Below are 24,388 nucleotides of genomic sequence, written 5' to 3'. Positions count from 1 at the left end.
CCGTTAGTCCTTTTTAAGCATCAAAAAGCCCGTTCGTGTTCACGAAACGGGCTTTTTTATTACGAGTAGTCTGCTGCCATCTGCTTCGATTGCAGGGCATAGGACGAATTAAATCGCTTCTTCATCCTGCTCACCAGTACGAATACGCACTACGCGAGAAACATCAAATACGAAGATTTTGCCATCGCCTATCTTACCGGTCTGAGCTGTTTGCATAATCGCTTCGACACAGGTATCGACAATATCGTCAGCAACCACGATCTCAATTTTAACTTTAGGCAGGAAGTCCACCATATACTCAGCGCCACGGTATAGCTCGGTATGCCCTTTCTGGCGGCCAAAGCCTTTGACTTCTGTCACTGTCATCCCAGTGATACCCACCTCGGCCAGCGCTTCACGCACGTCATCGAGTTTGAATGGCTTAATAATCGCGTCAATTTTTTTCATGGTGAATCCCTGTTTTACCAATTCTTGCGGCCAAAGCCTGATGTAATCGGATAGCGTCTATCTTTACCAAAATTGCGGGCAGTAATTCGCGGCCCGACAGCTGACTGACGCCGTTTGTATTCATTGATATCTACCAGGCGGATGACCTTACGCACGATAGTTTCATCAAAACCGTCTGCGACCAAATCGGCCACGGACTTATCCTGCTCGACATAGCCTTCGAGAATGGCGTCCAAAATATCATAAGGTGGCAGGCTATCCTCATCTTTCTGATCAGGTGCCAATTCCGCTGACGGTGGACGAGTAATCACTCGCTGTGGGATCACGTAAGAAACCGTGTTGCGGTATTCCGATAGTTTGAATACCAATGTCTTTGGCACGTCTTTCAGCACATCAAAGCCACCCGCCATATCACCGTACAACGTCGCATAGCCCACAGCCATTTCGCTTTTGTTACCGGTGGTTAATACAATGCTGCGGCGTTTATTGGACAGCGCCATCAACACCACGCCACGGCAACGCGCTTGCAGGTTTTCTTCCGTGGTATCGCGCGCAGTGCCAGCAAACATCGGAGACAACTGCCCCATAAAAGCATCGAACATCGGCTCAATAGAAAGCACATCGAATTCAATGCCCAAAATTTCAGCTTCTTCTTTGGCGTCAGCGATGCTGATATCGGCGGTGTATCGGAACGGCATCATCAATGCCTGAACCTTATCTTTACCCAATGCATCTACCGCAATTGCCAGCGTCAGTGCCGAGTCAATCCCGCCAGATAAGCCCAGAACCGCGCCATTGAAGCCATTTTTAGTGACGTAATCGCGTACGGCTAACACCAGTGCTTCATAGACCTGCGCCAATGGCGGTAATTCTGCAGCCGGTGCCATCATTGGCACGACTTCACACTCATTAAGCTGTAATAACGTTGTTTGCTCAGCGAATGCCGCTAAACGATGAGTCAGGTTACCTGCGGCATCAAAGACTTTAGAACAGCCATCAAAAATCAGCTCATCCTGCCCACCAATCTGGTTGAGGTACACCAGTGGTAAGCCGGTACGCTGACAATGTGCCGCCATCAACGTTTTGCGGATATAAGGTTTTTCACGGTTATACGGGGACGCATTGATTGACAGTAACACTTCTGCCCCCGCCGCTTTCACAGCATCAACTGGGCCGTCGAACCATAAATCTTCACAAATAAGTAAACCCAGACGATAGCCTTTCAGCTCAACGACGCAACTGTCATGACCGGCAGAGAAATAACGTTTCTCGTCGAATACACCATAGTTAGGCAATTGCTGCTTAAAATAGCGCGCCAGCAATTTCCCCTCAGAAAACAGTGATAGGGCGTTATACAGGTTACCGGCCTCACGCCATGGATGACCCACCAGCACTGCAATCTGCTGCGTTGCGGCTTGTAAGCGATCCAATTGGGCTTCACATCGCTGATAAAAATCATCGCGATACAGCAAGTCTTCTGGCGGATAACCGGACAAAGCCAGCTCTGAGAACATCACCAGATCGGCACCCGCCTTCTGCTGCTCATTGAGGGTTTGCAACATGCGTTCAGTGTTGCCTTCGATATCGCCCACTAGCCAATTCAACTGGGCTAACGCAACGGAAAGTGATCTGCTCATTGTATTTAAACTCAGTTATCAGTTTCATACCCGCTATCGTTCAAACTACTATTGGGTATATCAGGGATATAGTGACTACCAATAATGACTGTTACAGCCAGTTATTCTTTAAAATCATTGGCATCCAGTTCATGGCGTGACAACAATTTGTAAAATTCAGTACGGTTACGCCCCGCCATCCGCGCCGCTTGGGTAACATTACCTTTGGTGATTTGCAGTAGTTTACGCAAATAATTCAATTCGAATTGATTGCGCGCCTCCACAAAGGTCGGTAAAGCGGTATTTTCCCCCTCCAACGCCTGCTCAACCAGCGCTTCACTGATGACAGGAGCTGAAGTTAATGCCACGCATTGCTCGATGACGTTGACCAATTGGCGCACATTACCCGGCCAACTGGCCGTCATTAACCGTTTCATGGCATCGGTTGAGAAGCTACGGACAAAAGGTTTATGCCGTTTGGCAGATTCCCGTAGCAAATGATTCGCCAACAGCGGGATATCTTCTGAGCGCTCATGTAGCGCAGGGATTTTCAGATTCACTACATTCAAACGATAGTAGAGATCTTCGCGGAATTCATTTTTCGCCATGGCTTTTGGCAAGTCACGGTGGGTGGCCGAAATCACTCGAACATCAATGCTTAAGTCACGATTACTACCCAGCGGACGCACCTTACGCTCTTGTAGCACACGCAGCAGTTTTACCTGCAAAGACAAGGGCATATCGCCGATTTCGTCCAAGAACAATGTGCCGCCTTCTGCGGCTTGGAACAGCCCCTCTCGGCTACTGACCGCGCCCGTAAATGCACCTTTGGCATGGCCAAAGAGTTCTGATTCGAGCAGTTGTTCTGGTAACGCACCACAGTTAATGGCGATAAAGGCTTTTTTTGCTCGCGGACTGGCAGCATGGATCGCTTGCGCCAACACCTCTTTACCGGTGCCACTTTGGCCGTTAATCAGCACACTGACGTCGGATTGCGCCACCATTTTGGCTTGCTCTAACAGGCGTAGCATCACTGGACTGCGGGTCACTATCTCTTCGCGCCAAGAATCATCGCCAGCAGGAATAGAAAGCTCCAAAGCTGCATCGATTGCTTTATATAAGGCATCACGATCAACGGGTTTGGTTAGGAAGCTAAACACTCCTTGCTGGGTCGCAGCAACAGCATCAGGAATTGAACCGTGGGCTGTCAGGATGATCACCGGCATACCGGGTTGATGTTTCTGGATCTCAACAAACAGCGCCATGCCATCCATTTCATCCATCCGCAAGTCACTGATTACCAGATCAATCTTCTCACGCATTAGCAGCCGCAATGCTTCCTGACCGCTCTCCGCGGTGGTGACATTAAAACCTTCACTGGTTAACCGCATCCCCAACAGCTTGAGCAAGCTGGGATCGTCATCAACCAGCAGTAGATTGGCCGGTTTGCGTTGCGTCATGGGATTCCTTATTTGTTGCAGGAGAGGCATCAGCAGGTGGCACCACTGACGGTGCTGATTGAGGTGCTACAGATTTTGTCTCTGCTGGCTTAGCTTCTGTCGGTTTGGCCTCAGCAGGTTTGGTTTCTGCTGGCTTAGCTTCTGCCGGTTTGGCCTCAGCAGGTTTGGTTTCTACTGGCTTAGTTTCTGCCGGTTTAGCCTCAGCAGGTTTCGTTTCTGCCGGTTTGGCCTCAACAGGTTTCGTTTCTGCTGGCTTCGTTTCTGCCGGTTTGGCCTCAGCAGGTTTCGTTTCTACTGGCTTAGCTTCTGCGGGTTTTACCTCTACTGGCGCTGCTGGCTGAGGCTGAACTTCCGTCGGCTTAGGTGCGGCTACCGCAGGTTTGTTGTCTGTGTCTGTTTCCGGAATTTCATTTTGCAACTGTTTGCGCGATGAAAGCTGCCGTTCAATGTCGGTCAAGTTTTCCAACTTACGGGTGGTATCCAATAAATTGTATTGCAACCGAACTTGGCTTTCCCGTAGACGGTCAATCTGGGTATCCGATTCGTCTTGTAAACGCTGATAACGGGTACGCTCTTCAGCCAGAGAGATACGCAGAACTTGTTGCTCACGCCACAACTGAATCAATGGGCGCACAGCGCCAGGGATGGTTTGACTGAAACTGTTCAGGCGCTCGACCACCTGACGCCGTTCTGCAATTGATGGCTCGGCGCTGCTGATTAAAATCCCCTGCTTAAAGGCCGTGGACCACGTAGTGACCGGTAATGCTTTGGCTAACGCACGAGCCTGCGTAGAGCCAAGACGCTCAGCACAATCCATCGCACGCAACCAGTAAAGTGAGTTTTCCAACGTCTCTTTATCTTCAAGATCCCACAGTACATCACAAGGTAACGTACGATAATCTACGATTTTCGTCTCAGGTATCACCATTTGAACCGCTTGCGAAAAACGGCTGCTTGCTGGGTTATCCGTACACCCTGTGAGTAAAAGTGGGGCCAGCAATAAGGCTCGCCAAAAAATACCCGAACCAAAGCGACCAGCAGGCATCGCTGCCGTAGCGGGTGTCGGGCGTGATAAAAAGGCGGTCTTTTTAATGATGCGACTCATCGACCATTTGTACATTATTTATTCATTCTCGGCAGTTAATGGCAATTCAACACGGAAACAGACTGCGGCGTAATCCACTGACACTAGTTGCAAATCGCCCTGCATCCTTCTGATGCAGTCCTGAGCAATACTCAATCCTAATCCACTGCCTTTGACGGCCCCTTTTCGCTGATGGCTCCCTTGGAAAAAAGGCTCAAAGATCATTGTCTCTTCTGAATTCGGGATGGGTGCTCCGGTATTGGCAATATCAATTTGTACGCGGTTATCGACCTGACGGCTACGAATCCAAATGGTACCGGATTCCTCGCCATAGTGCACCGCATTGGAGTAGAGATTATCTAATACCCGCATTAATAATGTCGGATCTGCCCAACAAATGTCCGCCTGCAAATCTTGCTCGGTGCGGATCATCTTGGCTCTTGCTGGTAAACTGTGCGCAGCAATCACCTCTTCAACCATGTTAGGCAGTTCAACATTTTCAAGCTCGCCAGGGCCATCCGCTAATTTACGGTTATAGTCCAGCAATTGCTCAATCAACAGTTGCAAATGACGGCTGCTATTATCAAGGATTGCCACCACCTCTTTTTGGTCTTGGGTTAGTGGCCCCGCCACTTCGTCAGCCAGAAGTTCGGTTCCTTCACGCATACTCGCTAATGGGGTTTTTAATTCGTGGGAGATATGGCGCAAAAACTCATGGCGTTGTGATTCCAACCAAGCTAAGCGTTCGCTGAGCCAAATAATGCGCTGTGCCAGCGAGCGTAACTCTCTCGGCCCTTTAAAGAGCACCGTATTACCCAACGAACGCCCTTCCCCCAAGCGATTAATCATTCGCTCAATACCTTTAACTGGCCCGATTATCATGCGGGTAAATAGCACAACCAATAGCACACTCACTAAAAACAGTAGCAGAGATTGCCAGCCAAAGAATTGTCCACGTTCAGCGATATCTTTTTGCAACTGCTGACCACGAGAGAAAATCACATCGCGAGTGGCTTGTACCATCTCGACATTCGAACGGGAAAACTTCTCTAAGAGCGTCGCAGCATTTTGTTCAGGACCACTGTTTTTACACTTAATATCAGAAAGTTGTGTGAGAAGCTCTCGCAAATTCTGGTAATAGCGGGGATCGGGCAAGATTGATGCATGCGCATCGAGCATTTGGGCATACTGCTTACGCTGATGCTGGTACAGCGTAGCCAATGTGGGATCATCTAATACACAGTATTGGCGGTAACTTCGCTCCATTTCGAGTGCCACACTGGTCATTGCTTCACTTCGTCGGGCATCTGCTAGCGTGGTGCGGTTAACATCCGCCGCTTGAGTGCTCAAGTGATCCAAACTTTGATATGCCTGATACGCCAGGACCAATAGCGGCAATAGCACCAACAGAAATGCCATGAGCACCAGTTGACGTAAAGATCGGGGGAATAAGCGCCATCTTTTCAACGAAATCATCTCATTACCTATCATTCTGTTGTGATGCTAACTGACTTTGTCAGGATTACAATGCTTGATGCCAAATTACTGCTCATCTTTCACTTGGTAGGGTGTGGGCGACGAGCTTACCACCTATCTGCATCAAGAAATCTATTGGGCATGTGACAAGGTTTGCACCTCTGGGCTGAGATAAAAAAAAAGCACTCGCCGGTGGCTAAGTGCTTTAAATTGAATTTTTTTGGCTCAAAACCGTCAGCATCATTATCAAATCCACCTGTTACACAGTGACGAAATGGCTAACTAAGAATGAGACAACGGGGCAATAAATGCCCCGTCGCAGAATATGTGGATGCCCTTAAAAATCGTCTCCAGTTTGATGAAGCCGAGGCAATCATCGGGAGGATGAGACGAATAGCATCCAGACATGTCCAATATTGATGAATGGTTCATCACAGCAGGACATAGGCGGTGCCTCACTCAACGTGTCGTCCGATGTTTGATAATGTGCATTCACACAATATCGGTTTAGGTGGACGATAGGCACCAGTCTTAGGCATCATTCGGTGGCTTATGAAGCGCATATTCCGCTTAACCGCGGGACTATCATAAAAAGGTGAATGAGCAACTGTATAAGATAATGCAGCTTGCGTGCCAACTTTTACAAGTTAAACTCAATTAATTGATTTTAAATCAAAAAATAATTATTACTCTCAAGATGAAAAACCATACTCAACCAATAATTCAGCAATCATTGACTCTTTGTCGCTTAATCACGACAGCAAAATCCTCATAAAATAAAATATATATAAATCAACAAATTAAGTGTCTCCAATTTGAGACATTCATTTTATGGTTTGTCGCGATTTGCCGACAGTAAATTAAAATAGATTAAATTCAATAAGATGAGACCTTGCTATTGCAGATTAGCATAAAGCTTTATCCAAAATGGCGTAACATCCGTCCGAAAATTTCTATAGTGTTATAAATTATGCTATTTCATTTCCAATACAGATGATTCACGATCCTGCTTGAACTCAAACGCGACGACCAAAAAGAGGTACCCATAATAGTCAATTGACCAAGGATGATGCCGTTTAACCTTAACTTGCAGGTAACATCCATGAAAATAGCTGTCATTACATTTCTTTGTACTCTATTTATCGTTATCCCCTCGTCAGCCACGTTCTCTTTGACACCAAAACCTTACCCTGTTTGGTTTTCCGCCGTCGACTATCAAGATAATGATAACTTTCCAGAGTTTTCCATTGAGGACTTTAACGTGCAACAAAACGTCGCCGGTAGAGAGGCCGAAATTAAGTTCACATTAAAAAGCAATGGGTTGTTGTATTACCATGTATCTCTGAAGGATAAAGATAATGAAGAAATCAAGGATATATCAGGTTTCGTTAACAGCAACAGCCAGTATGTATCACTAAAGAAAACCAGCACTCAGCCTGGAGAATATAAGGTCACGATTGAGTTAGTCGATAACAATAAAATGACAGTAACAAGAAATTATCATATTACGCTGAATTAAAAAGGCTCAGGGGATCACTCCCCTGAGCCTGTTTTTTCTAACTTAAGAGATTAGCCTAGTTGCTTACGTGCATTTCGGAACATACGCATCCACGGGCTATCTTCGCCCCACTCTTCTGGGTGCCATGAGTTACTGACAGTACGGAAGACACGCTCAGGGTGCGGCATCATCACCGTTGCGCGGCCACTGGTACTGGTTACAGACGTAATACCGTTAGCTGAACCATTCGGGTTAGCGGGATATTGCTCAGTGGCTACGCCTTCATTATTCACAAAGCGTAATGCCACCAAGTTGTTTTGTTCCAATGCCGCTAAATGTGCTGCGTCACGTACTTCGACTAATCCTTCACCGTGTGAAACAGCAATTGGCATACGTGAACCTGCCATATCTTGCATAAACAGAGACGGGCTATTTGCCACTTCAACCAGACTGAAACGCGCTTCAAAGCGATCAGACAGGTTACGGACAAATCGCGGCCAGTGCTCAGCACCAGGAATCAGTTCGCGCAGATTAGACATCATCTGGCAGCCATTACATACGCCCAACGCCAAGGTTTCAGGACGATGGAAGAAAGCTTCGAACTCATCACGAACGCGGTCATTAAACAAGATGGACTTCGCCCAACCTTCACCCGCGCCCAGCACGTCACCATATGAGAAACCACCACAAGCCACCAAGGTTTGGAAGGCACGTAAATCAGTGCGCCCGGCCAGAAGGTCACTCATGTGCACATCGACAGCATCAAAACCGGCACGGTGGAAAGCGGCCGCCATTTCAACGTGGGAGTTAACCCCCTGCTCACGCAACACCGCGACTTTTGGTCGCGCTTGCTTGATGATGTATGGCGCGGCAATATCTTGCGCAGGATCGAAGGTCAACTTCACATTTAAGCCTGGATCGCGTTCATCCTTTTTCGCTTCATGTTCTTGATCCGCGCAGGCAGGGTTATCACGCAAACGCTGCATTTGCCAGGTAGTTTCTGCCCACCACAAACGCAGAGTGCTGCGTTTTTCACTGTAAACCACGTCAGTGCCACTGCGAATATCGAAAGTATCCCCTTCCATCGCACGGCCCAAGAAGTGAACGCAGTCTGCCAAGCCGTGGTCAGCCAATATTTTTTCTACTGCAGCACGCTGTTCAGCACGGACCTGAATAACAGCACCCAGCTCTTCATTGAATAATGCTGCCAATGAATCATTACCCTGAGACTGAATATCAACATCTATACCACAGTGACCAGCAAAGGCCATTTCAGCCAGTGTGACCAACAAACCGCCATCTGAGCGATCGTGATAAGCCAGCAACAGCTGATCAGCCACTAAACGCTGCATGGCATTGAAGAAGCCCGCAAGTTGTTGTACATCGCGCACATCTGCAGGTTTGTCCCCTAACTGGCGGTACACTTGCGTCAGTGCAGTCGCACCCAGTGCGTTGTGGCCTGCGCCTAAGTCGATCAATAGCAGCGCATTGTCGCCTTTATCTGTACGCAGTTGTGGTGTCACGGTATGGCGCACGTCTTCAACACGAGCAAAAGCGGTAATAACGAGTGAGAGTGGCGAAGTCATTTCACGCTGCTCGTTACCTTCCTGCCAACGTGTTTTCATCGACATGGAATCTTTGCCCACTGGAATGGTAATTTCCAGCGCAGGGCAGAGCTCTTCGCCGACAGCGCGTACCGCGTCATACAAACCAGCATCTTCACCGGGATGACCGGCAGCTGACATCCAGTTAGCAGAGAGCTTAATGCGTTTCAGCTCACCAATTTGGGTAGCCGCAATATTGGTCAGGGCTTCACCGACGGCCAAACGAGCGGAGGCGGCGAAATCGAGTAAGGCAACGGGCGCACGTTCACCCAGCGACATAGCCTCACCATAATAGCTATCAAGGCTGGCACTGGTCACGGCGCAATCAGCAACAGGGATCTGCCATGGCCCCACCATCTGGTCACGGGTCACCATGCCAGTGACGGTACGGTCACCGATCGTAATCAGGAAAGTTTTCTCTGCGACAGCAGGCAAATGCATCACACGTTTCACGGCATCTGCAATCGAGATATCAGCACGCGCTAGTGCCTCACCTGTTGCCTGCAAGGTTTTCACGTCACGCAGCATTTTCGGGGTTTTGCCCAGCAACACATCTAATGGCATGTCGATAGGTTGATTATCGAAATGGCGATCATTAAGTGTGAGGTGTAGCTCTTCTGTGGCTTCACCAATCACCGCATAAGGGGCGCGTTCACGGCGACAAATCTCATCAAACTGAGCCATTTGCGCGGGGGCGATTGCCATGACATAACGTTCCTGAGATTCGTTACACCACACTTCTAATGGGCTCATGCCCGGTTCATCGTTAAGGATATCGCGCAGTTCAAAACGGCCACCACGACCGCCATCACTGACCAGTTCTGGCATGGCGTTGGACAAGCCACCCGCACCGACATCATGAATAAACAGAATCGGGTTGTGATCACCTAGCTGCCAGCAACGGTCAATCACTTCCTGACAACGACGTTCCATTTCAGGGTTATCACGTTGTACTGACGCAAAATCCAGATCCGCATCTGACTGGCCAGAGGCCATAGAAGAAGCTGCCCCGCCACCCAGACCAATATTCATCGCTGGGCCACCGAGCACCACCAGCTTAGCACCAACGGTGATTTCACCTTTTTGCACGTGATCCGCACGAATATTCCCGATCCCACCCGCCAGCATAATCGGCTTATGGTAACCGCGTAATTCCATGCCGTTATGGCTGTTAACACGCTCTTCATAGGTACGGAAGTAGCCCAAAAGCGCAGGACGACCAAATTCGTTGTTAAATGCCGCGCCGCCCAGAGGGCCTTCGGTCATGATATCTAACGCGGTAACAATGCGTTCTGGCTTACCGAAATTCTCTTCCCATGGCTGTTCAAAGCCAGGGATACGTAAGTTAGAAACGGAGAACCCCACCAAGCCTGCTTTCGGCTTCGCGCCACGCCCAGTCGCGCCTTCATCGCGGATTTCACCACCTGAACCCGTCGCAGCACCCGGCCAAGGTGAAATAGCCGTTGGGTGGTTATGGGTTTCAACTTTCATCAGGATATGCGCCGCTTCCTGATGGTAGCCGTAAACACCGTTTTCTGGCGCAGCAAAGAAGCGCCCAACCTGCGAACCTTCCATCACGGCCGCATTGTCTTTATAGGCAGACAGCACGTAATCCGGCGTGTGTTCAAAGGTATTTTTGATCATTTTGAATAGAGACTTCGGTTGAGCAACACCGTCGATGACCCAATCCGCATTAAATATCTTATGGCGGCAATGCTCTGAGTTTGCCTGAGCAAACATGTACAGTTCAATATCCGTTGGGTTGCGCCCAAGCCCAGTGAAAGCGGCCAACAGATAGTCAATTTCATCCGATGCCAGTGCCAGACCGAGTTTTGTATTGGCCTGCTCCAGTGCACTACGGCCCTGCGCCAGAATATCCACCCGTTGTACTGGGGCTGGCTGGTGATGAGAGAACAGCTGCTCGGCCTGCTGCAAATCAGTAAAGACTGTTTCCATCATGCGATCGTGCAGTAACGCCGATAATTGTTGCCATTGGCTTTCAGACAGACTCGAGCCTTGAATATAAAAGGCTAAACCACGTTCCAGACGCAGAACTTGCGGCAAGGCGCAGTTATGCGCGATATCCGTCGCTTTAGATGACCACGGAGAAATCGTCCCCGGTCTTGGTGTCACCAAGAGTAAACGCCCTTCTGGCGCATGTTCAGGGAGAGATGGTCCGTATTTCAGCAGCCGTTGGAGTCTGGCGTGTTCATCAGCACTCAGTGGTGCGCTAACATCGGCAAAGTGAACATATTCGGCGTAGATATCACTTACCGGTAAGTGAGCATCTTGGCAGCGGGACAACAGTTTGGTAATACGAAAAGCCGACAAAGCGGGCGAACCACGCAGTATTTCCATAATCTTAGTTTCTCTCGTCTTCGAAGCGACTGGAACAGCACTTCATTGGGCGCAACAGGGGAAAACGCGCGCCATTATAGTGAATCTAAGCCGCCGACGAAACCGTTTGCGTAGCTATTATTCATAATTGCGTCAGAAACTGGCGTCTGGGTTATCGGTGGAATACCCAATAAATAAGCTCGTAATAAAGTTGCACACTGACGATTTGTTGCGCAAAATGCCACTCCACTGGGGATTTAACCATGTCGATTTACGTTTCACGACACACCTATAAAGAGCGCTGCCGAGAGATAACTATTTGACGCGCATAAAATTAAATTACTTTGTTATCGGTGTAGTTGCTATGCTTCTGGCCCTCGCGCTGTGGCCCAATATTCCTTGGCGCAGTGGTCAAGAGGGGCAACTCGATCGTATAAAAGCCCGTGGTGAGCTGCGAGTTAGCACAATTAGCTCACCACTGATTTACGCACCCGGAAAAGATGGCCCTACCGGCCTTGACTATGAGCTGGCGAAACGTTTTGCCGATTATTTGGGCGTCAAACTGGTCATGACTCCACGTCATAATATTGACGATCTGTTTGATGCTTTAGATAGCGATGACGCCGATATGCTGGCTGCTGGGCTGATTTATAATCGTGAACGTCTTAATCGGGCGCGCACTGGCCCTGCCTACTATTCCGTCTCGCAACAACTGGTGTACCGCCTTGGCTCGCCACGACCAAAATCATTCAGTGATCTGAAGGGGCAATTGATCGTAGCTTCCGGCTCTGCTCATATGACCACCCTTAAGCAGCTCAAGCAGAGCAAATACCCTGACCTTAACTGGGGTTCTTCTATCGATCGCTCAGGTAAAGAGTTACTGGAACAGGTTGCCGACGGCAAACTTGACTATACCCTCGGTGATTCCATCACCATTGCCCTGCTACAACGTATCCACCCGCAACTGGCGGTCGCTTTTGATGTGACAGATGAAGAACCGGTGACGTGGTATTTTCCTAAAGGCAAAGATGACAGTCTGTATGCTGCCATGCTCGATTTTTATAGTCAGATGGTGGAAGACGGTAGTCTGGCGCGGCTGGAAGAAAAATACATCGGCCATGTAGGTAGCTTCGATTATGTCGATACCAAAACATTCCTGTCTGCCATCGATAATGTGCTGCCAACTTTCAAGCCTCTATTTGAAAAACATGCAGGCGATATCGATTGGAAATTACTGGCCGCGATTGCTTATCAAGAATCTCATTGGAACCCACAGGCCACCTCACCGACCGGCGTGCGCGGGCTGATGATGCTAACCCGCGCCACCGCAGATGGTTTAGGGGTCAAAGACCGAGTTGATCCAGAGGAAAGCATCAAAGGTGGCTCCGTTTACTTGCAGCGGTTAATGCAGAAAGTGCCGGATACTATCCCTGAAGATGAGCGAATCTGGTTCGCACTGGCCGCATATAATATGGGCTATGGGCATATGTTGGATGCTCGTCGTCTGACCAAAAATCAAAATGGCAATCCCGACAGTTGGGTTGACGTCAAAATGCGCTTACCGATGCTGAGCCAAAAACGCTACTACCCGAGTACCACCTATGGCTATGCTCGGGGCCACGAAGCCTATAACTACGTCGAAAACATCCGCCGTTATCAGGTGAGCTTAGTGGGATATTTGCAGGAAAAAGAGAAAAAAGCAGCGCAGCATGCCGCTATCGAAGCCGAACTGGGGAAAGCTTATCCTGTCGTTGGCCCTGGCTGGTCAATCAATAACTAGACTATATAAGTCATAAAGACATAAAGACATTCCGTATGCGGGCTAAGGCTTTTCAGGCATTGCCCGCTGCGCAAGTTTCAACGCCTTCTGCTGCTCGCGGCGTAAGCGAAAGAATGCGCTTAACTGATGTGAGCATTCATCTGCCAGCACGCCTGAGCTGATTTCGACCTGATGATTCATCCCTGGGTGGCGCAAAATATCCACCAGCGAGCCCGCTGCACCAGTTTTGAGGTCATTTGCACCATACACTAAACGGCGTATACGGCTGTGAATCATTGCACCAGCACACATCACGCACGGCTCTAGCGTGATGTACAGCGTAGCTTCCAGCAGGCGATAGTTTTGTACCGCTTGCCCACCTTGGCGCAGTGCCATGATCTCTGCGTGGGCGGTGGGATCATTATCGCAAATAGAGCGATTCCAACCTTCGCCGATCACTTTATTATCGAGCACCAACACGGCTCCGACGGGAACTTCACCTTCCTCTTGCGCACGTAAGGCCAGCGTCAACGCATGCCGCATCCAGTACTCATCACTGTACTCAGCCGTTGTATCACGCTCAGTAGACAAATTATTTTCAGCAGACACATTAACCTCTCTGGCTTTTTTGCGGCCTGCATTATACACAGTTAACGATAGCCTCTACACCCGTTATCCGGCCACCATGACAAGGATTTCACCCATTAGGGGCCGGGCCGATTAGTGAGGCGAATGCAGTCACCCTTGTTACTCTAGCTGCTGCAGCTCGCCCGTTTTACTGACTCGCCAACGATGCTCGCAGAAAAACAACAGCGGGTTATCCTGCTTACTGTCGCTATATCCACTGTACAGTTTTAATGGAGAACCTAGGCGTTGCTCCAATTGAACAACTTTCTCAGGCCCTAAACAACGCATCGGCAATACCCAACCGCCATTGCGCCGTGCCATACGGCTACCCACCAGCCGTAATTGATGAATAAACATGGAGTCATGATATACCTGTTCAACCAACCGCTGTGGCGAACCAGTGATGAGCCAAACCTCTGCGTCATTACTCTCCAGATATTGACGCAACCGCATCACCACCACTGGAAACTCAGTCACTTTCTGGCGAAATTCGTTCACGAAGCGCAATTCCAAATCTTTCAAGTGTGCTTCACGTCGCCCAAACGTAATCGCCCATAGTAGGAGGCTCATCGGCCATCGAGCACAACGCCCGCCCACCAATAATCCCAATCCGATGACGGGCAGCAGTGGGATCACTAGCAGAAGATTCAATGGCAAATGACGTATCAAAAAACGGACAAAACTGCCAAACATATCCTGCTGATGCAAGGTGCCATCTAAATCAAAAAAGACAACACGTTTGTTATCAGCCTCTTGCGGCTCGTTTACTGACTTTGGGTTAATGTCAGCCTGCTCAGTGGCGAATGTCGACTGCTCTACGCTCAAAGGTCACTCCTCAGGATCATTGAATCCCATAAACCAGATAAATAGAAAACTAGGCCGGTATGGTGACAACCCTTATCATTAAATACAACATCACTTTGCCTGTTACGGAGAGAACAAGCAGATCGTAAAGACACCGTGAAATCATCCCTGGTGACTCGATCCGCGCCATTTTCTTGTTGTATTCATCGGTTGATCACAAAAAAAGGGTGCTATGCTTCCTCACTTAGCTTTTACCCCCCAGACGCTTTCGTAAAGAATATGGCGTTGCTGAAAGGCGATGAGCAAACACCAGCACGGAAGATAATAGGTGGATGGGTACTCTTAACTAACACAGCAGAATTTCAGGAACTGATTTATGAGCAGTCTTTTACGCATCCGTCAGCTCTACCCAACTCTGGCACAAAATGACCGTAAGCTGGCCGATTTTCTACTGGCGAATCCTGAACAAGCACGCCATCTGAGTTCTCAGTTACTGGCACAGAAAACAGGTGTCAGCCAGTCTGCCGTGGTCAAGTTCGCCCAAAAATTAGGTTATAAAGGCTTTCCTGCCCTCAAGTTAGCACTGAGCGAGGCTGTTGCCTCCCCAATACAACCTGTCACTCTCCATAACCAAATTTTGAGTACTGACAGCTTAAAAGCAGTGGGCGAGAAGTTATTGAGTGAAAAAACAGCCGCGCTACGGGCGACTCTGGACATCAATAGTGAACAGCGCCTCACCCAAGCGTTAGAGATGCTGCGAGCAGCTAGATGCATAATCCTGACCGGCATTGGGGCTTCTGGGCTGGTAGCCAAAGATCTGGCCTTTAAGTTGCTAAAAATTGGTGTGATGGCGGTATCAGAAACAGACATGCATGCACAGTTAGCGGCCGTACAAGCATTAGATTCGCGGGATTTACTTTTGGCCATCTCGTTCAGCGGTGAGCGGCGTGAGGTCAATCTGGCGGCGGAAGAAGCCCAACGATGCGGTGCCAAAGTACTCGCATTGACCAGTTTCTCCCCTAACAGCTTGCAACAACGCGCTGACCATTGCTTATATACCATCTCCGAAGAACCGGTCATTCGCAGTGCCGCTATCTCCTCAAGCACCGCGCAGTATGCGCTAACGGACTTGCTGTTTATGGCGATGATTCAACAAGATCTTGAAAGTGCACAGGATCACATTAAGCACAGTGCGGCACTGATGAAAAAACTGGTCTAAGGACTTCAGAGGCGTATAATCCTCGGCTGTTGAGAATGCCCGACCTAAGGTAAGAGAACCATGGCCCTGTTGATCACTCGTAAATGTATTAATTGCGATATGTGCGAGCCAGAATGCCCTAACGAGGCGATTTCCATGGGTGCAGAAATCTATCAGATTGACCCGATGCGTTGTACTGAGTGCGTCGGTCATTACGAAACCCCAACGTGCCAGTTGGTCTGCCCTATCGATAACACTATTGCTATCGATCCTGCGTGGGTTGAGTCAAACGAGCAATTGTGGGATAAGTTTGTTCAATTGCATCACGCTGATCGTCTGTAATACTCCCCTGCGCCGCATAAAAAAGGCGGCATTTTCATGCTCGCCTCTTATTTTACTTTTGCCCCGAAAACAGCCAAAACGACGTTAGCTTTCAATAATGACTGTCGCGCAAGCGTAACGCCGTTCATCCGCTAAAGTGACATGCAAGGATTTAACCCCTAGCTCAGCAGCCAATTCAGCCGCACGTTGATGCAGATGGAGTGTCGGTTTACCCAATGCATCGTTAACCACTTCAAACTGATTGAATGCCAAGCCATTACGGATACCGGTACCAAACGCTTTGGCCGCCGCTTCTTTCACCGCAAAACGTTTAGCCAGAAAACGGATCGGCTGCTGGTGTTGTTGATAATGCTGCCATTCTGATGGGCTAAGGATACGCCGCGCCAGCTTGTCACCACTACGCTCAACCACGGCCTCTATTCTTGAGATTTCAACAATATCAGTGCCTAATCCAAGGATAGCCATTAACGGCGCGCTTCCCGCATCAAGACTTTCATATCACTTACCGCAGCGGCAAGACCTGTCATCACAGCCTGCCCAATAATCGCATGGCCAATATTTAGCTCATGAATTTCTGGCAAAGCCGCGATCGGTTGCACATTGTGATAAGTCAGACCATGGCCAGCATTAACTTTCAGCCCTTTATTCGCCGCATAAGTCACTGCTTTCGTAATTCGCACTAATTCGGCCTGACGCGCCAAATCGGTAGTGGCATCCGCATAAGCACCGGTGTGAATTTCGATGTAAGGTGCGCCAACGGTAACCGCTGCATCAATCTGGCGCATATCGGCATCGATAAATAAGGACACCAAAATACCCGCGTCAGCTAATCGGCTGATCGCGACCGTCATTTTATCGATTTGCCCTGCGACATCCAAACCGCCTTCTGTTGTCACTTCCTGACGTTTTTCCGGCACCAAGCAACAAAAATGGGGTTGTAACTCACAGGCAATCCCTACCATTTCATCGGTCACTGCCATTTCCAGATTCATACGAGTCTGAATAGTTTGACGTAAAATACGTACATCGCGATCCGTGATATGGCGACGATCCTCACGTAAATGTACCGTAATACCATCGGCACCAGCCTGCTCAGCAATAAAAGCGGCCTGAACAGGATCAGGGTAGATAGTCCCACGTGCATTTCGTAATGTCGCAATGTGATCGATATTAACGCCCAACAACAAATCAGCCATGACAGCCCTCCAGTTATGGATGCATCTTGAATAGGTCAATAAGCACGCAAAAAGCCTGCTATGAAACGCATTAGTGCTCCGAGTTTACACTGAGTGAGCGGTTTGCGGATAGGTTGCAATAAGTGAAAATTGACGAGGGACAGCTTAAATATTGGAAGGTTGCCCTAAGTTAAGGGTTCCGTTGGCGGCTTAATGACAAATTGACGGAATAGTTCACGACTTTTTAGCGGCTTCCCGCCTAGATAGGGTTTCAGCGCGATACGAGTAAACCGCTTAGCGGCACGTAAAGTATCAGCATCAGGAAATTCGCGGTTAGCCAACGCCAACAATTGCCGGCCAGTAAAGCTGTAATGATCAATAACCAGACTGGCGATAAAACCTTTTTCTTCTCGATATCGGTAAGTCATCGTCTCCGACACTGGCTGCCCGCTGCCAGCACAATGAAGAAAATCAACGCCATAACCAAGATGTGCCAATATCGCCAATTCAAATTGGCGCAAGGCATATTCAGGCGTCCCTTCGCTGCCCGCTAAAGCTTGCAAACAGTGCAGGTAATCGAAGAATAAAGCAGAGTAATTAGTTTGATGTTCCAACACGCGAGAAAGCAACTCATTGACATATAAGCCGCTGTACAACATAGAACCGCTCAGCGGAAGCGCTAACGATACGGCCTCGGCACTGCGTAAGGTTTTCACTTCACCACGCCCAGTCCAGCGGACCAATAGTGGCGTAAAAGGCTGCAAGCAGCCTTTTAAATTAGAACGGCGACCCCGCGCACCTTTTGCTAGCACCCGCATGCGGCCTTCCCCTTCCGTGAATAAATCCAGCATCAAGCTGGTTTCACTGTAAGGTCGCCCATGCAGGACAAATGCGCGTTGCCAACCGTCCATCGGCAGTCTTACTTCAGATCGTCGGTATAGCCTAAGCTGCGCAATGCACGTTCATCATCTGCCCAGCCTGATTTCACTTTCACCCACAATTCAAGATGCACTTTAGCCTCGAACATTTTTTCCATGTCCAAGCGAGCTTCAGTACCAATCACCTTGATTTTTGAGCCTTTATTACCAATAACCATTTTCTTTTGGCCATCGCGTTCAACCAAAATTAGGCCGTGAATGTCATAACCACCACGGTCGTTTGGTACAAACTGCTCAATTTCAACCGTCACTGAGTAAGGGAGTTCCTCACCCAAAAAGCGCATCAGCTTTTCACGGATGATTTCAGACGCCATAAAACGCTGTGAACGGTCAGTGATGTAATCTTCTGGGAAATGATGTTCCGCTTCTGGCATATGCTTGCGCACAATGCTGGCAATGGTATCAACATTCATCCCTTTCTCAGCCGAGATTGGCACAACATCCAGGAAGTCCATCTGCTGACTTAAGAACTGAATATGTGGCAACAGTTTGCTTTTGTCAGTGACGTTATCAACTTTGTTGATCGCCAATAAAACGGGGCAATTCAAGCTGCGTAGCTTATTCACCACCATCTCGTCATCGGGTGTCCAATTGGTGCCTTCGACGACAAAAATAACTAACTCCACATCACCCAGTGAGCTGCTGGCCGCACGGTTCATTAAGCGGTTAATAGCGCGTTTTTCTTCTATATGCAGCCCTGGAGTATCAACATAAATAGCCTGATAAGGCCCTTCAGTATGAATCCCCATAATACGGTGACGCGTGGTTTGCGGTTTACGTGAAGTGATGGAGACTTTTTGCCCCAGCAATTCATTCAGCAAAGTAGATTTACCCACATTTGGGCGACCTACAATTGCAATAAAGCCACAATACGTTTTTTCTACTTCGCTCATTCAAGCTCCAACTGTTTCAGCGCTTGTTCCGCTGCCGCCTGCTCGGCTTTACGTCGGCTTGAGCCAGTACCAATCACTGGTTCATTCAAGCCACTTACCTGGCAGTGGATAGTAAATTCCTGATCATGTGCTTCTCCGCGAACCTGCACAACCAGATAAGAAGGTAATGGCAGATGACGGCCTTGCAAGTATTCTTGCAAGCGCGTTTTTGGATCTTTCTGCTTATCACCGGGGCTGATTTCTTCTAAACGACTGCGATACCAGTCGAGAATCAGCCGTTCAATCATATGTATATCGCTATCTAAGAATATACCGCCAATCAAGGCTTCTACCGTATCCGCTAAAATTGATTCGCGGCGGAAACCACCACTCTTCAACTCACCCGGCCCAAGGCGTAAACATTCACCAAGGTCAAATTCACGGGCCATTTCAGCAAGTGTATTGCCTCTGACCAAGGTTGCACGCATCCGGCTCATATCCCCTTCATCAACACGAGGGAAACGACGGTACAACTCATTGGCGATAACAAAACTTAATATAGAGTCACCCAGGAACTCCAAACGCTCATTGTGTTTGCTACTGGCACTACGATGAGTCAGTGCTTGCAGCAAGAGCTCCTGCTGTTGAAAAGTGTAGCCCAGCTTCCGCTGTAGCCTGTTTATTACGATGGGGTTCATGAGTTACCAATAGATCAAGAATGCGTCAAAAACTACAGCAGACGGAACAGGTCTGATCCACCAAAAAATATCAGGACAAAACTGTTTCGTTTGCAGTGGCCCCCATAAAAGAGCCAACTCTTATCGCTCGAAAAGTTATTCTACAACGAGTGGAAATATAATGCTGCGTTTAAATACCCTGCTCACCTGACTCACCGTAAGATTAATGGTATTAACGCACCCGAATCACGGACGTTTGCCTGTGATTCGGGATTTATTAACTGACTACTTAGCTGCGATAACCATAAATCTAAGTATGGTCATCGTCATTAATGAATGCCACCAATTCGACTTAAACGCACACCTGTTGGCCATTCACCTTCTTGTTTTTCAAAACTCATCCAAATCGCTGTCGCTTTACCAACCAAGTTACGCTCTGGTACAAACCCCCAGTAACGGCTATCAGCACTATTATCTCGGTTATCGCCCATCATAAAGTAATGGCCTTCTGGCACGACCCAAACCCCTAAAGGCTGATTCGGTTGCTGATAATAGCTACCAATCTGGTCCTGACGCCCTGGAACAGTCAGAATGTGATGCGCCACTGTCCCTAGCGTTTCACTACGTTCGCGCAAACGCACTCCGCCATCAGGTACTGCCTGATTGGTTGGGATTTGGAAGAAACCAGCAGACGCCTCGCCATTGCCGCTATAGCGGAATGTCTGCACAAAATCACTTGGCTCAGAAGCACTGTAAGTAATTGGCAACGCGCTATCACAAGAAGTCCCAGTGTGGCACGAAGGTTGAACCGTAACTTCTTTGCTAATTGGGTTATAACTCACCCGATCACCCGGTAACCCTACAACCCGCTTAATATAATCCACACGTGGATCTAGTGGATATTTAAATACGGCAATATCACCACGTTTAGGATGACCAGTAGGAATCAGCGTTGTTTGCGTTATAGGATCTTTAATGCCATATGCAAACTTCTCAACCAATATAAAATCGCCGATCAATAGCGTAGGCATCATTGAACCAGATGGGATCTGGAAAGGTTCGTAAATAAACGAACGCACAATAAATACCAGTGCTAATACAGGGAAAACAGAGGCACAAGTCTCTATCCAGCCAGGTTGTCTTGCTGCCTGCGATAACGTTTTATTATCAGCACCACCAACCGTTTGAGCATTAAGTTCTGCCGTTTGCGCATGCACTGCCGCAATTTTCGCCTTACGGGCTGGGCCCCATTTAAACCGCTCGAAGCACCAGATAATCCCTGTAAACAGCGTTGCTATCGCTAGAATCAAAGCGAACATGTTAGCCATCAAAACTCCTTATTTACTGTCTTTTCCGACGTGCAGAATGGCCAGGAATGCTTCTTGCGGTAATTCGACGTTACCGACCTGCTTCATACGTTTCTTACCATCTTTCTGTTTCTGCAGAAGTTTTTTCTTACGGCTAACGTCACCGCCATAACACTTCGCCAGTACGTTTTTACGTAACTGTTTCACTGTTGAGCGGGCAATGATGTGGTTACCGATAGCGGCCTGAATCGCAATATCAAACTGCTGACGTGGGATCAGTTCTTTCATTTTTTCAACCAGATCACGCCCCCGATATTGCGCATTATCGCGATGAGTAATCAATGCTAAGGCATCGACACGTTCGTTGTTGATCAATACATCAACACGGACCATGTCTGAGGTTTGGAAACGTTTGAAATTGTAATCCAGCGAAGCATAACCGCGTGAGGTTGATTTCAAGCGGTCGAAGAAATCAAGTACCACTTCAGCCATTGGAATTTCATATGTCAACGCAACTTGGTTACCGTGGTAAACCATGTTGGTCTGTGTTCCGCGTTTTTCGATACACAATGTAATGACGTTACCCAAGTACTCCTGTGGCAACAACATATGACATTCAGCAATGGGTTCGCGCAGCTCTTCAATATTATTCAGCGCAGGCAACTTGGAAGGGCTATCAACATAAACCGTTTCCTTATTGGTGGTGACGACTTCATACACTACCGTTGGTGCCGTGGTAATGAGTTCGAGATCGTACTCACGCTCCAAACGTTCCTGAATGATTTCCATGTGCAGTAAGCCCAGGAAGCCACAACGGAAACCAAAGCCCAATGCTGTGGAGCTTTCTGGTTCGTAGAACAAAGAAGCATCGTTTAGACTTAACTTACCCAGCGCGTCACGGAAGGCTTCATAGTCATCAGAGCTAATCGGGAACAAACCGGCATAGACCTGCGGCTTCACTTTTTTAAAGCCCGGTAATGATTTCTCCGCTGGGTTACGCGTTAGCGTCAAGGTATCACCGACCGGCGCACCCAAAATATCTTTGATTGCACAGACCAGCCAGCCTACTTCACCACAGTTCAGGACATCACGGTCAATACGTTTTGGCGTAAAAATACCTAGGCGCTCAGCGTTATAGCTCTGGCCGGTACTCATCACCTTAATTTTATCGCCTTTACGCAATGAACCATTCTTGATGCGGATTAATGATACAACGCCCAAATAGTTATCAAACCATGAGTCAATGATCAATGCCTGCAATGGCCCCTCAGGGTCACCTTCAGGTGGCGGAATGTCACGAACCAAACGCTCAAGGATATCAGGGACACCGACACCCGTTTTAGCCGAGCAACGGACGGCATCTGTCGCATCAATACCGACGATATCTTCGATTTCTTCCGCTACACGTTCAGGATCAGCGGCAGGTAAGTCGATTTTGTTCAGAACCGGAACAACTTCCAGATCCATTTCCATTGCGGTGTAACAGTTTGCCAGCGTTTGTGCTTCAACGCCCTGCCCTGCATCCACCACCAATAAAGCCCCTTCACAAGCCGCCAAAGAGCGGGAAACTTCATAAGAGAAGTCAACATGACCTGGGGTATCGATAAAGTTAAGCTGGTACGTTTGACCGTCTTTAGCATGGTAATCAAGAGTCACACTCTGCGCCTTGATGGTAATACCACGCTCACGCTCCAAATCCATGGAGTCCAGTACTTGAGCGGCCATTTCACGCTCAGTTAATCCACCACAAATCTGAATAATACGATCCGACAGGGTCGATTTACCGTGGTCAATATGGGCAATAATAGAAAAGTTTCTTATGTGCTTCATTTATATGAATTTTCTCTAGTCGTTGTCTTTAATTAATTATTGGTGGACACAGCGATGGACTCAAACCCAAAACTACCCACATAAATATGCAGGCATCTTACACTGTAAGTTAGCCTCGTGAAAGGCATCACACTTAGCTTGTTAGCGGATTTACGCTGTTAAAATGTATCCATACCCTACTGTTCGCAGTCACAATGCGACCTGAACTTGACCTCTTTTGTGCCAGATATCTGATAAAACAGATAATAACCATGGTATTAATAGGTATATAACTTCAATTTATAAACTCTAAAAATGTCTTTACTGAAAATAATCAGTGCCGTAGCGGGTATCGTCCACTTGGTTAAGTAACTCCTAATTCCTAATTTATATCTTTTCTTCCATTAACTCACTTTAGGAAAATACTTATTTACCTCACGTATAAAAAATCTAGAGTATTTATTAACCCAAGTGAAATATTCTCTTGGCGGCAGAAAGGAAAATATTATGATTGATGAAGGAAAAATAATTAGCCGCCATGAATTTAAAAGAGATAACGCATGGCTAACTATCTCAGCAATAACACTTTTATTATTTCTTATATTTTTAATCCTTATATCATCCCTAACAGACTCTATTTTTCCGATACCATCAGTCCTTTCTATTTTATTTGTCATTATTATCGCCATATCATTGAGTATGATAGTTTATTTCCATGTGAATAATAATCGAAAATTTACCTATTTTTTGTATGAAAGAGGCGTGCGTATTTTTGATCATGATAGTGGCAATGTATTTTTCACTCCATTTAATAAAATACAGTACATTCATAAATATCAAACAGGCATAAATCCTAATGGTAAAATTAACACCATGGCATTTCGCACATCAAAAAATAAGCACTGGAATATTATCGTTAATAACATAAATAATGCTTACCCACTGATTAACACAATTATTCATCACCAAATTATACATATTGGCATCATCAGCTTAAATAACTTATCGCTAGGTCAATGTGTTGTCTTTGATCTGATTAAAAACAATAACTACTGGCTAAACTTTCCTATACTCAGCGATCTTTTAAATCTGATGAAGTTGAGATGGCTTCAGATGGATACAGTTCCACTGTCGCTAAGTGCGCACACATTAGTCACGATAGACAGAATTATTTGTATTGAAGATATTTTTCGTATCGAGATCGCCCGTGAAAAACGTCATGACAAAATAAGGCTATTTGACAAAGATGGTAACATACTATTTTCGCTGGATTATTCAGCACTGATAAACGCAGATCTTTTTATTGCGTTGATTGAGCACATGATTCAAAACCGTATTCCAGCCTATTACGAATAGAA

20 protein-coding genes are annotated in these 24,388 nt (G+C 47.6%); 5 read left to right on the top strand and 15 right to left on the bottom strand.

Features of this window, described 5'->3' with window-relative positions; all coding sequences use genetic code 11:
- Positions 1-108: 108 nt before the first annotated feature.
- The 5 genes from glnB to DA391_RS05575 all read right to left on the bottom strand — a co-directional run bounded on the left by glnB (position 109) and on the right by DA391_RS05575 (position 6,083).
- Positions 109-447 carry a nitrogen regulatory protein P-II gene (gene glnB, locus DA391_RS05595; RefSeq protein WP_002231018.1) on the bottom strand — a complete coding sequence of 113 codons (339 nt, stop codon included), beginning with the start codon at positions 445-447 and terminating at the stop codon, positions 109-111.
- Between the two features lie 14 nt (positions 448-461).
- Entirely contained in the window at positions 462-2,084 is a 1,623-nt protein-coding gene (locus tag DA391_RS05590; RefSeq protein WP_050286240.1) for an NAD+ synthase, read from the bottom strand.
- 101 nt (positions 2,085-2,185) lie between these two features.
- A complete protein-coding gene (glrR, locus tag DA391_RS05585; RefSeq protein ID WP_019212198.1) occupies positions 2,186-3,523 on the bottom strand; it encodes a two-component system response regulator GlrR in 1,338 nt (445 codons plus the stop codon).
- Positions 3,486-4,628: a two-component system QseEF-associated lipoprotein QseG gene (qseG, locus tag DA391_RS05580; protein ID WP_167311453.1), complete on the bottom strand. Its 1,143-nt coding sequence runs from the start codon at positions 4,626-4,628 to the stop codon at positions 3,486-3,488. Before qseG ends, glrR begins: the two co-directional genes overlap by 38 nt.
- A gap of 18 nt (positions 4,629-4,646) precedes the next feature.
- Positions 4,647-6,083 (bottom strand): sensor histidine kinase, encoded by a 1,437-nt coding sequence (locus tag DA391_RS05575; RefSeq protein ID WP_050082000.1) that lies wholly within the window; start codon positions 6,081-6,083, stop codon positions 4,647-4,649.
- A gap of 1,102 nt (positions 6,084-7,185) precedes the next feature.
- Here DA391_RS05575 and DA391_RS05570 point away from each other — a divergent pair.
- Positions 7,186-7,602, top strand: a complete 417-nt coding sequence (locus DA391_RS05570) for a hypothetical protein (protein WP_050082001.1) — start codon at positions 7,186-7,188, stop codon at positions 7,600-7,602.
- Between the two features lie 50 nt (positions 7,603-7,652).
- Here DA391_RS05570 and purL read toward each other — a convergent pair whose 3' ends face one another.
- A complete protein-coding gene (gene purL, locus DA391_RS05565) occupies positions 7,653-11,543 on the bottom strand; it encodes a phosphoribosylformylglycinamidine synthase (protein ID WP_098904868.1) in 3,891 nt (1,296 codons plus the stop codon).
- 298 nt (positions 11,544-11,841) lie between these two features.
- Between purL and mltF the strand changes: the two genes are divergently transcribed.
- On the top strand, positions 11,842-13,302 hold the full coding sequence (gene mltF, locus DA391_RS05560; protein ID WP_050286237.1) for a membrane-bound lytic murein transglycosylase MltF: 1,461 nt from the start codon (positions 11,842-11,844) through the stop codon (positions 13,300-13,302).
- Between the two features lie 42 nt (positions 13,303-13,344).
- Here the strand turns inward: mltF and tadA are convergent, their stop codons facing one another.
- Positions 13,345-13,929, bottom strand: coding sequence for a tRNA adenosine(34) deaminase TadA (gene tadA / locus DA391_RS05555; protein WP_050082004.1), 585 nt, complete (start codon positions 13,927-13,929; stop codon positions 13,345-13,347).
- A gap of 99 nt (positions 13,930-14,028) precedes the next feature.
- Positions 14,029-14,733 carry a phosphatidylglycerophosphatase C gene (yfhb, locus tag DA391_RS05550; RefSeq protein WP_050082005.1) on the bottom strand — a complete coding sequence of 235 codons (705 nt, stop codon included), beginning with the start codon at positions 14,731-14,733 and terminating at the stop codon, positions 14,029-14,031.
- A gap of 355 nt (positions 14,734-15,088) precedes the next feature.
- Here yfhb and DA391_RS05545 point away from each other — a divergent pair, with 355 nt between their 5' ends.
- Both DA391_RS05545 and DA391_RS05540 read left to right on the top strand, forming a co-directional pair.
- Entirely contained in the window at positions 15,089-15,931 is an 843-nt protein-coding gene (locus tag DA391_RS05545; RefSeq protein WP_050286236.1) for a MurR/RpiR family transcriptional regulator, read from the top strand.
- A gap of 60 nt (positions 15,932-15,991) precedes the next feature.
- Positions 15,992-16,252, top strand: coding sequence for a YfhL family 4Fe-4S dicluster ferredoxin (locus DA391_RS05540; RefSeq protein ID WP_019212207.1), 261 nt, complete (start codon positions 15,992-15,994; stop codon positions 16,250-16,252).
- A gap of 84 nt (positions 16,253-16,336) precedes the next feature.
- Here the strand turns inward: DA391_RS05540 and acpS are convergent, their stop codons facing one another.
- From acpS to lepA, 7 genes are all read right to left on the bottom strand, one after another.
- Entirely contained in the window at positions 16,337-16,717 is a 381-nt protein-coding gene (gene acpS, locus DA391_RS05535; RefSeq protein ID WP_049607664.1) for a holo-ACP synthase, read from the bottom strand.
- A complete protein-coding gene (gene pdxJ / locus DA391_RS05530; RefSeq protein ID WP_019212209.1) occupies positions 16,717-17,448 on the bottom strand; it encodes a pyridoxine 5'-phosphate synthase in 732 nt (243 codons plus the stop codon). The genes acpS and pdxJ overlap by 1 nt, the downstream gene beginning before the upstream one ends.
- 164 nt (positions 17,449-17,612) lie before the next feature.
- On the bottom strand, positions 17,613-18,338 hold the full coding sequence (gene recO, locus DA391_RS05525; RefSeq protein ID WP_050082009.1) for a DNA repair protein RecO: 726 nt from the start codon (positions 18,336-18,338) through the stop codon (positions 17,613-17,615).
- An 8-nt stretch (positions 18,339-18,346) separates the two neighbouring features.
- Positions 18,347-19,258 (bottom strand): GTPase Era, encoded by a 912-nt coding sequence (era, locus tag DA391_RS05520; protein ID WP_050082010.1) that lies wholly within the window; start codon positions 19,256-19,258, stop codon positions 18,347-18,349.
- Positions 19,255-19,935: a ribonuclease III gene (gene rnc, locus DA391_RS05515; protein WP_019212212.1), complete on the bottom strand. Its 681-nt coding sequence runs from the start codon at positions 19,933-19,935 to the stop codon at positions 19,255-19,257. The genes era and rnc overlap by 4 nt, the downstream gene beginning before the upstream one ends.
- Positions 19,936-20,243: 308 nt before the next feature.
- Entirely contained in the window at positions 20,244-21,242 is a 999-nt protein-coding gene (gene lepB, locus DA391_RS05510) for a signal peptidase I (protein ID WP_050286235.1), read from the bottom strand.
- A 9-nt stretch (positions 21,243-21,251) separates the two neighbouring features.
- On the bottom strand, positions 21,252-23,051 hold the full coding sequence (gene lepA, locus DA391_RS05505; protein WP_050082013.1) for a translation elongation factor 4: 1,800 nt from the start codon (positions 23,049-23,051) through the stop codon (positions 21,252-21,254).
- A gap of 486 nt (positions 23,052-23,537) precedes the next feature.
- On the opposite strand from lepA, the gene DA391_RS05500 reads away from it, so the two are divergent.
- Positions 23,538-24,386 carry a hypothetical protein gene (locus DA391_RS05500; RefSeq protein ID WP_050879091.1) on the top strand — a complete coding sequence of 283 codons (849 nt, stop codon included), beginning with the start codon at positions 23,538-23,540 and terminating at the stop codon, positions 24,384-24,386.
- Positions 24,387-24,388 lie beyond the last annotated feature (2 nt).

This window comes from Yersinia massiliensis (assembly GCF_003048255.1).
Taxonomy (GTDB): domain Bacteria; phylum Pseudomonadota; class Gammaproteobacteria; order Enterobacterales; family Enterobacteriaceae; genus Yersinia; species Yersinia massiliensis_A.
Note: the sequence above shows the minus strand (reverse complement) of the source record. Positions and strands in the feature narration are given on the sequence as shown.